The organism is Roseicyclus amphidinii (assembly GCF_030163755.1).
In the GTDB taxonomy this organism is placed as follows: domain Bacteria; phylum Pseudomonadota; class Alphaproteobacteria; order Rhodobacterales; family Rhodobacteraceae; genus Roseicyclus; species Roseicyclus amphidinii.
This window is the reverse complement of the sequence record NZ_JASJOE010000033.1, coordinates 33,202-41,761: the sequence shown is the minus strand read 5'-3', so window position 1 is coordinate 41,761 and position 8,560 is coordinate 33,202. Positions and strand designations below refer to the sequence as shown.

At 67.0% G+C, this 8,560-nt stretch carries 8 protein-coding genes and 1 rRNA gene; 8 read left to right on the top strand and 1 reads right to left on the bottom strand.

Annotation, left to right across the window (positions count from 1 at the left end; translation table 11 throughout):
* Together rrf and QQK83_RS12070 are read left to right on the top strand one after the other, a co-directional pair.
* Positions 1-94 (top strand): 5S ribosomal RNA (rrf, locus tag QQK83_RS12075); the annotation flags it as partial.
* A gap of 164 nt (positions 95-258) precedes the next feature.
* Positions 259-1,149 carry a hypothetical protein gene (locus QQK83_RS12070; RefSeq protein ID WP_284264527.1) on the top strand — a complete coding sequence of 297 codons (891 nt, stop codon included), beginning with the start codon at positions 259-261 and terminating at the stop codon, positions 1,147-1,149.
* 30 nt (positions 1,150-1,179) lie between these two features.
* Here QQK83_RS12070 and QQK83_RS12065 read toward each other — a convergent pair whose 3' ends face one another.
* Complete coding sequence (locus tag QQK83_RS12065) at positions 1,180-1,905, bottom strand: TetR/AcrR family transcriptional regulator (RefSeq protein ID WP_284264525.1); 726 nt, start codon at positions 1,903-1,905, stop codon at positions 1,180-1,182.
* A 115-nt stretch (positions 1,906-2,020) separates the two neighbouring features.
* Here QQK83_RS12065 and QQK83_RS12060 point away from each other — a divergent pair, with 115 nt between their 5' ends.
* Genes QQK83_RS12060 through QQK83_RS12035 form a run of 6 tightly spaced genes read left to right on the top strand, consistent with a single transcriptional unit; the run spans position 2,021 to position 8,548 of the window.
* Entirely contained in the window at positions 2,021-2,788 is a 768-nt protein-coding gene (locus QQK83_RS12060) for an SDR family NAD(P)-dependent oxidoreductase (protein WP_284264523.1), read from the top strand.
* An 11-nt stretch (positions 2,789-2,799) separates the two neighbouring features.
* A complete protein-coding gene (locus QQK83_RS12055; protein WP_284264521.1) occupies positions 2,800-4,008 on the top strand; it encodes an acyl-CoA dehydrogenase family protein in 1,209 nt (402 codons plus the stop codon).
* A gap of 55 nt (positions 4,009-4,063) precedes the next feature.
* Entirely contained in the window at positions 4,064-5,647 is a 1,584-nt protein-coding gene (locus QQK83_RS12050; RefSeq protein WP_284264531.1) for an AMP-binding protein, read from the top strand.
* Positions 5,644-6,714 (top strand): phosphotransferase family protein, encoded by a 1,071-nt coding sequence (locus QQK83_RS12045; protein WP_284264519.1) that lies wholly within the window; start codon positions 5,644-5,646, stop codon positions 6,712-6,714. The genes QQK83_RS12050 and QQK83_RS12045 overlap by 4 nt, the downstream gene beginning before the upstream one ends.
* A complete protein-coding gene (locus QQK83_RS12040) occupies positions 6,711-7,244 on the top strand; it encodes a TRAP transporter small permease subunit (RefSeq protein WP_284264517.1) in 534 nt (177 codons plus the stop codon). Before QQK83_RS12045 ends, QQK83_RS12040 begins: the two co-directional genes overlap by 4 nt.
* Positions 7,241-8,548: a TRAP transporter large permease gene (locus tag QQK83_RS12035; RefSeq protein ID WP_284264516.1), complete on the top strand. Its 1,308-nt coding sequence runs from the start codon at positions 7,241-7,243 to the stop codon at positions 8,546-8,548. Before QQK83_RS12040 ends, QQK83_RS12035 begins: the two co-directional genes overlap by 4 nt.
* The last annotated feature ends 12 nt before the right edge of the window (positions 8,549-8,560 follow it).

Genomic DNA, 8,560 nt, shown 5'->3' with positions numbered 1-8,560 from the left:
AAAACACCCGGTCCCTTTCCGAACCCGGCCGTTAAGTGCGACCGCGCCAATGGTACTGCGTCTCAAGACGTGGGAGAGTAGGTCACCGCCAAACCTAGAAAGAAACACCAAGTATCTCTCAGACGATGCATTCCCCAAATCCAGCATGCGCGCCGGGCCGATTGGCCTTAATGTCGCTTTTCTTTGGGCTGCCTGACAGCTTGCATTCCCGCCTCGAAACGCGGACCCTTGTCGCGTGTTCGGTAAGCGGGGCGTGACATGTCGATTGCAGCCATCACCATGGTTTGGGACGACAATTGGTTCCTCGACCGCTGGATCGGGTATTTCGAGCGCCATATCGGCCGACAGAACCTGTTCATCGTCCTGCATGGCGAGGATGCCGAGGCCCGTCGCATCGCACAGGGCTGCAATATTCTCCTGTTGCCGCGTGAGACTGTCGATCTCGATTTCGATTGGACCCGGTGGCGGTTCCTCACCGATCTGACCAATGCACTGACAGGGTATTTCGACACGGTCCTGTGCCTGGACGTGGACGAGCTGATCGTGCCGGTCCAGGAGGAGCAAAGCCTTGCCGAGTGCCTGCTTGCCCTCGACGGGACAAGCGCGCGCTCGGTCGCCGGTTACGAGCTGTTTCCCGATCAACCCGGCGCAGAGCGCTACGACGCGGGGCAGGGGATCGCCGCGCAGTGCCGCAAGGGCCTGTTTTCGCCGTTCTATTCGAAATCCTGTATCGCCAAGGGGCCGGTCGCCTTCACCCCCGGGGCGCATGGAACATTCACTGCGCCCGCGCCGCTTGCCGAGACGGTTGCCCTGTTCCACTTGCGTTTCGTCAGCACGGTCGAGCTGGAGCGGCGTCGCAGCGCGCGGAAGGCCATCGCCACGGCCGCGTATGACGCCGCGAATGTCAATGTCGCCGACATGATCGCCAGTGGGCGGCTGGTCAGCTGGAAACGTGCCGGTCGGCGTCATGGCAAGGTGTTCCGCGAGTTCGACACGGCGACGGAAATGGCCTTTGCCGAAGGGCACGCGGCCTGTGTCGCGCAGCTGGCGGGGCTGCGCTACGAGAACGACGGGCAATTCCTTTACCGGACTGACGGGTATGCGCCGACGCGGCTGCGGTTGCCCGACTGGATGCAGGCGATGTTCTGAGCCCTTCGGCGCGGGCCCCGCGCTGCAGCGTCAGGCGGCCGGGTCGTGGCCGTGGCAGGGCAGGGGCAGGCAGGCGGTCAGCACAATGTCCTGCACGGTGGCGCTGTAGCTCTCGAGCGTGACGCCCCGACGCCGATACTTGGATCGTTTGACATACCAGTCCTGCAGCAAGGGCTTGATCAGCGCCGGCAGCAGGTCTGAGGTGTCGGCGCGGAACCGGCCGCGTGCGATGCCGTCGCGGATCACATCGGCGAAATGTTGTTCGGTCAGGGCCTCGCTGTCGATGGCCATCTGCCGCTCGGCCCTGGGAAAGGTCTTGGCCTCCATGAAGGCAAAGGTGAACCAGGGCAGCAGATCCTCGGTCAGCCGCAGGTGGGCGTCGATCAGCCAGCGCAGATAGGCCTCGGGATCGTGGGTCACGCCCTCGGGCGGGTTGGACAATACGGCATCGACGACACAGGTGACCTCGGTCAGGATCATCTTGAGCAGCATCGTCTTGCCGTCGACATAGGCGTAAAGCCCGCCGATCGACATGCCCGAGGCCTCGCAGAGATCGCGCAGCGACATCGCGTCGAAGCCGCGGCGGTTCGACAGGTTCAGCGCCGCCTCGAGGATCGCCTGCAGCCGCGGCAAGGCGATGTCGGGCTTCTGCACCGAGATCGTGTCCTTGTGGCGCAGGAAGATCGCCCGGCACATGCTGGCGTTGTCGATGCGCTCGGCGCTTCCGTAAAGTTTGGCGATATCAGCATCATGCATGGTCACGGACCCGATCTTAACGCGTCGGCGCACGGAAGGCTTGCGACAAAGTGGCAAGTCGCTTATAACTTTTCGAACGAGCGTTCGATAGATTTGCGGAGGGGAGGCTGCGATCATGGGAACGGATCAAGCCCTGTGCTGGCCCGGGCTTGCGGGCAAGTCTGCCCTCGTGACGGGGGCGTCGTCGGGATTGGGAGCGCATTTCGCCCGCGTCCTTGCGGGGCAAGGGGTCGCGGTGACCGCCGCCGCCCGTCGCGCCGACCGGACCGAGGCGCTGTGCCGCGAGATCGTCACCGCGGGCGGCACGGCGCGACCGCTGTCGCTTGACGTGGCCGATGCGGAGGCCGTCGCCGCGGCGCTCGGGCAGGGGGCCTTCGACATCGTGATCAACAATGCGGGCGTGGCTGCCTCTGTCTCGGCGCTGGATCACGACGCCGAAACGCTCGACCGTGTCATCGACACCAACCTCAAGGGGCCGTTCCATGTCGCGCGGGCGGCGGCCGCTGCGATGATCGCCGAGGGGCGTGGCGGGGTCATCGTCAATGTCGCCTCGATCCTGGCGTATCGCGTGGCGGGGCATGTAAGCGCCTATGCCGCCTCCAAGGCGGGGCTGTTGCAGATGACCCGCGCGCAGGCGCTGGAATGGGCGCGGCACGGCATCCGGGTGAACGCCCTGTCGCCGGGCTATGTCGAGACCGACCTGAACCGGGAGTTCTTCGCCTCCGACGCCGGTCGGGCCCTGATCAAGCGCATTCCGCAGCGCCGCGTCGGGCAGCCCGAGGACCTAGACGGGCCGCTTCTTCTTCTCGTGTCGGACCTGGGCCGGCACATGACCGGAACCGACGTGGTGGTCGACGGCGGCCATCTCGTGACATCGATCTGAAGGATCCGAGCATGGATTTCAAAATCTCGCCCCGCATCGAAGACTATCGCGCCCGCATCGCGGCCTTCGTGGAAGATCATGTCCTTCCCGCCGAGGCGGATCCGACGGCCTGGGACGCGCATGGCAACATCGCGCACGCGCCGCTTGCCGAACTGCGCGCCAAGGCCAGGGCCGAGGGGCTGTGGTGTCTGCAACTCAAGGCCGAAAGCGGCGGGCAGGACCTCGGGCGGATGGGCATGGCGGTCTGCTACGAAGAGATGAACCGCTCGATCTTCGGCCCCGTGGTGTTCAACTCGGCCGCGCCCGACGACGGCAACATGATGGTGCTGGAACAGGCCGCGACGCCGGACCAGAAGGCGCGCTGGCTCGATCCGATCGTGTCGGGCGCGGTGCGCTCGTCCTTTGCCATGACCGAGCCGCATCCGGGCGGCGGATCGGACCCCGGCATGATGCTGACCCGCGCCGAGAAGACCGCGGACGGGTATGTCATCTCGGGGCGCAAATGGTATATCACCGGCGCCGACGAGGCCGATCATTTCATTCTCGTCGCCCGCACCTCGGACGATCCGCGGCGGGGGCTCACGGCCTTCCTGCATGACCGCAAGGATGCCGGCTGGCACGTCGAACGCCGCATTCCCATCATGGGCCCCGAAGAGCATGGCGGGCATTGCGAGCTGATCTATGACGGCATGGTCCTGCCCGCGGACCGCGTGCTTATGGGCGAGGGGCTTGGCCTGAAGGTGACGCAGATGCGCCTCGGGCCTGCGCGGCTGACCCATTGCATGCGCTGGCTCGGGCTGGCCAAACGCTGCACCGAGATCGCGCGCGACTATGCCGAGCGGCGCGAGGGGTTCGGCGTCCGGCTGGCGGACCGTGAAAGCATCCAGATCAAGCTGGGCGACCTTGCCATGGGCATCGAGATCGGGCGGCTGCTGGTGATGAAGGCGGCATGGGCGCTCGAGCAGGGCAGTTTCGCGCGCAAGGAAGTGTCGATGGCGAAGATCCATGTCGCCAACCTTCTGCACAAGGCGGCGGACGTGGGCATCCAGATCAACGGGGCGCGGGGCTATTCCAAGGATACCGTGCTGGAATGGATCTACCGCTACGCCCGGCAGGCGCGGCTGGTCGATGGCGCGGACGAGGTTCACCAGATGGTGCTGAACCGCCACCTCGCCGAGCAAGGCCGCGGGTTCTGGCACTGGGACGTCGCCGACGCCTGAGCCCATCGCATCGCCCCCGCTGCCGCCGCCCGCCCACCAAGGAGCCTTGAGACCCGTGTTCACCGACCCGCATCTTGCCCCGCGCGCCGCGAATTTCCGGCCCCTGTCGCCGCTCGAATTGCTCGACCGGACGCTCGAGGTCCACGGCGCGCGGCCCGCCGTTGCCTGGCGGGACCGGATCTGGAGCTATGCCGAGTTCGGGGCATTGGTGGCGCGCATGGCCGCGCATCTGCGCCGCGGCGGGATCGGGCCGGGTGACGTGGTGTCGGTCATCCTGCCCAACCGCCCCGAGATGATCGCCGCCCATTTCGCGGTGCCCGCCCTTGGCGCGGTGCTGAACACGATCAACACCCGGCTGTCGACCGAGGAGATCGCCTATATCCTCGAGCATGCCGGAAGCCGCGCCCTGCTGTGCGACCCGGCGTTCGTTCCCGATCTGGCGGGGCTGTCCATCCCGGTCGAGCTGCTGTGCAGCGCGCCGGGGGCGGGCGACGGCCTCGATTTCTTCTCCGGCGCGGTGGAGCCGCTGGACCTGATGGCCTGCGTATCGGACGAGACGCAGCCGATCAGCCTCAACTACACGTCCGGGACGACGGGCCGCCCCAAGGGGGTCGTCTACCATCACCGCGGGGCCTACCTGAACGCGATGGGCAACGTGCTGTCGCTCGGGCTGACCGAGGGCGCGCGCTACCTGTGGACGCTGCCGCTGTTTCACTGCAACGGCTGGTGCCACGGCTGGGCGGTGACCGCCGCGGGGGGGCTGCATGTCTGCCTCGACCGTGTCGATCCCCAGCTGATCCTCGAGCAGATCGAAGCCCATGCCGTCACCCACATGAGCTGCGCGCCGGTGGTGCTCTACATGCTGCTGGAACACGCGACCGAGCCGCCGCCGGTCCGGGTGCGCGTGGCCACCGGCGGGGCCGCGCCCACACCGGCCCTGCTCGAGAAGCTTTCGGCGCTCGGGTTCGACCTGCTGCATCTCTACGGGCTGACCGAAAGCTTCGGCCCGGCCACGATCAACGATCCCGGCGACCCCGCGGCCGAGATCGGCACCCGCGCGGCGCTGATGGCGCGGCAGGGGCGGCGGCACGCCACCGCGGGGCGCGCCCGCGTGGTGGACGAGACCGGCGCGGACGTGCCCGCCGATGGCGAGACGCTGGGCGAGATCGTGCTGTCGGGCAACACGCTGATGGCGGGCTACCTGCGCAATCCCGAGGCCACCGAAGAGGCGTTCCGCGGCGGGGTGTTCCATTCCGGCGACCTCGCCGTGATGCATCCCGACGGTCAGATCGAGATCCGCGACCGCGCCAAGGATGTCATCATCACCGGCGGCGAGAATGTCTCGAGCCTCGAGGTGGAAAAGGTGCTGCATGCCCATCCCGATGTCGTGCTGGGGGCGGTGGTCGCCGCGCCGCATCCGAAATGGGGCGAAACGCCCTGGGCCTTCGTCGAGCTGCGCCGCGGCAGCGAGCTGACCGCCGAGGCGCTCGACGCATTCTGCCGCGCCCGGCTGGGCGGCTTCAAGCGCCCGCGGCGCTTCGTCTTCTGCGACCTGCCGAAGACCGCGACGGGCAAGATCCAGAAGTTCCTCCTGCGCGAGACGGCGCGCGAGATGGCCAGCCGCGAGAGCGCGGCATGAGCGGGGCAGGGGAAGGGCGGGACCACGGCGGCCAGGATGCCGGTCTGGATACCGCCGCGCTGGCCGGGTGGCTGGCGGCGCATCTGCCGGGCGAGGGGGCGCTGACGCTCCGCCGGATCGGCGGCGGGCAGTCGAACCCGACATGGTTCGTGGACCGCGGCGCGGACCGCCTCGTGCTGCGCAAGAAGCCGGACGGCCCGATCCTGCCGGGGGCCCATGCCGTCGAACGGGAGTTCCGCGTGCTGCGCGCGCTGCAGGGGACCGAGGTTCCGGTGCCCGAGGCGCTGTTCCTCGAAGAGGATGACGCGATCCTCGGCACGCCGTTCTACATCATGCGGCGGCTGGAGGGGCGGGTCTTTGCCGATGCCGGCCTGCCCGGTGTCGCGCCCGACGCGCGGCACGAGATGTATCTCGACCTTGCGCGGGTGCTGGCGCGGCTGCACGCCCTGCGTCCCGACGAGATCGGGCTGGCCGATTACGGCCGCCCCGGCAATTACTTCGCCCGCCAGATCGCCCGCTGGACCCGGCAATACGAAGGCTCGACCGGGCCGCGCATCGAGGCGCTGGACCGGCTGGTGGCGTGGCTGCCCGAGAACATGCCCGAGGATGACGGGGCCATCTCGATCGCCCATGGCGATTTCCGCATCGGGAACATGATGTTCCACCCCACCGAGCCGCGCATCATCGGCGTGCTGGACTGGGAGCTGTCGACGCTCGGTCACCCGCTGGCCGATCTCGGGTTCTGCATGTTGCCCTGGCACAGCGCGCCCGACGAATACGGCGGGCTGGTCGGGACCGATTGGCGGGACGCGGGCATACCGGAGCCCGACAGGTTCCTGGCCGAATATTACGCCCACGCCCGGCCGACCGCGCCGCTTGGGCTGTTCCACCTCGCCTTCGCGCTCTTCCGCTTCTCCGTGATCTTCGTCGGCATCGCCGACCGGGCGCGCAGCGGCTCGGCCGCGTCGCAGGAGGCCGCGACCCTCGGGCCCTTGGCCGAGCGGTTCGCCCGGCGCGCGGTCGATCTCATCGAACAGGACGCATTCGCATCAAGGACGGGCCCATGAAGCTACTGAGTATCGTCGACAGCCTGAATGAGGGCATCGGGAAGCTGGTCAGCTTCCTTCTTTGGGCCGGGATCGTCGTGCTCTGTTTCGAGGTCGTGGCCCGCTACGTCTTCGAGCAGCCGACGCTTTGGGCGCATGGCTACACTCAGCGCATCTTCGGCGGGTATTTCGTGCTGGTCGGGGCCTACACCCTGCTGCGCAAGGATCACGTCCGGGTCGACCTGCTGCTGAACGTCGGGTCGGACCGGTGGAAGGCCTTTCTGGACCTTGTGAATTTCAGTTTCCTGGTGCTCTGGGGGGCGGTGCTGACCTACGAGGCCTTCTGGTTCTTCGAGGACAGCTGGCGCTTCAACGAGGTCGACGACAGCGCGCTGCGCCATCCGATGTGGCCGGTCAAGCTGGCGATGTTCGTGGGCGTGGCCAGCATCACGCTGCAGGGCATCGTCGAGGCGATCCGCTCCATCATCCTGATCATCACCCCGTCGGCCGATGTCGGCCGCAAGGACTACAGCCGGAGTGCCGCGAAATGAGCCCCGAAATCCTGACGATCGGCATGTTCAGCATGCTGCTTGTGGCGATCCTGTTCGGCGTGTCGCTGACCTTTGCGCTGGGTGGGACGGCGGTGGTCTTCGGCCTGCTGGTGTTCGGCATGAACGGGATGTTCACCATCGTGTCGACGATGTTCGGCTCGATGTGGTCGATCCTGTTGTCGGCGATCCCGCTCTTCGTCTTCATCGGGGTGGCGCTGGCGCGCTCGCGCATCGCCGATGACCTCTACCAGGCGTTCTACCTGTGGTCCGGCCGCACGCCGGGCGGACTGCTGATCGGCACGTCGGGCTTCGCGGCGACCTTGTCGGCGATGACCGGAAGCTGCGCCGCCTCGACCGTCACCACCGGGCTGGTGGGCATGCCCGCGATGGAAAAGCGCGGCTATGACAAGCGGTTCATGCTGGGCACGATCGGGGCATCGGGGACGCTGGGCATCCTCATTCCGCCGTCGATCACGCTGATCCTCATCGGGTTGGAAACCGGCCAGTCGGTCGGCCGACTGTTCCTCGGAGGACTGGTCGCGGGCCTTTTGATGCTGGCCATGTTCATGCTCTACGTGGGCATCAAGAGCCGCCTCAACCCGCATCTGGCCCCCGGCGCGGACGCGCTGGCCCCGCTGGGCGAGCGCATCCGGTCGCTGCGCTCGGTCATCCTGCCGCTCCTGGTGATCCTGTCGGTGCTGGTCTCGATCTTCGCGGGCATCGCCACCCCGACCGAGGCCGCCGCGGTGGGCGCGGCCGCGGTGATCCTGTCGGTGGCGATCCGGGGCGAGTTGAACTGGTCCTACATCAAGACCGTCAGTTTCGAGAGCGCGAGCCTGACCGGGATGGTGATCTGGATCGTCTTCGGGGCCTCGGCCTTTGTCGCGGTCTATGGCGGCGGTGGCGGCACGCGCTTCATGCAGGGCTACCTGCTGGGGCTCGAGATCGAACCGTGGATGATGATCGTGCTGATGCAGCTGATCACGCTGGTGCTGGGCATGTTCCTCGACCCGGTGGGGATCATCCTGCTGGTGCTGCCGATCTTCTTCCCGATCGTCACGCAGCTGGGCTATGATCCGATCTGGTTCTGCATCCTGTTCCAACTGAACCTCTGCATCGGCTACATCTCGCCGCCCTTTGGCTACAACCTCTTTTATCTCAAGACGTTGAGCCCCCAGACGCCGATTTCCGAGATCTATCGCGCGATCACCCCGTTCCTGTTCCTGATGCTGGCGACAGGCGTGGCGATCTTCCTGTTTCCGGAGCTGCTGACCAGCTTCACCGACCTTCCCGAGGGCCGCTGAGGCCCGAGGAAG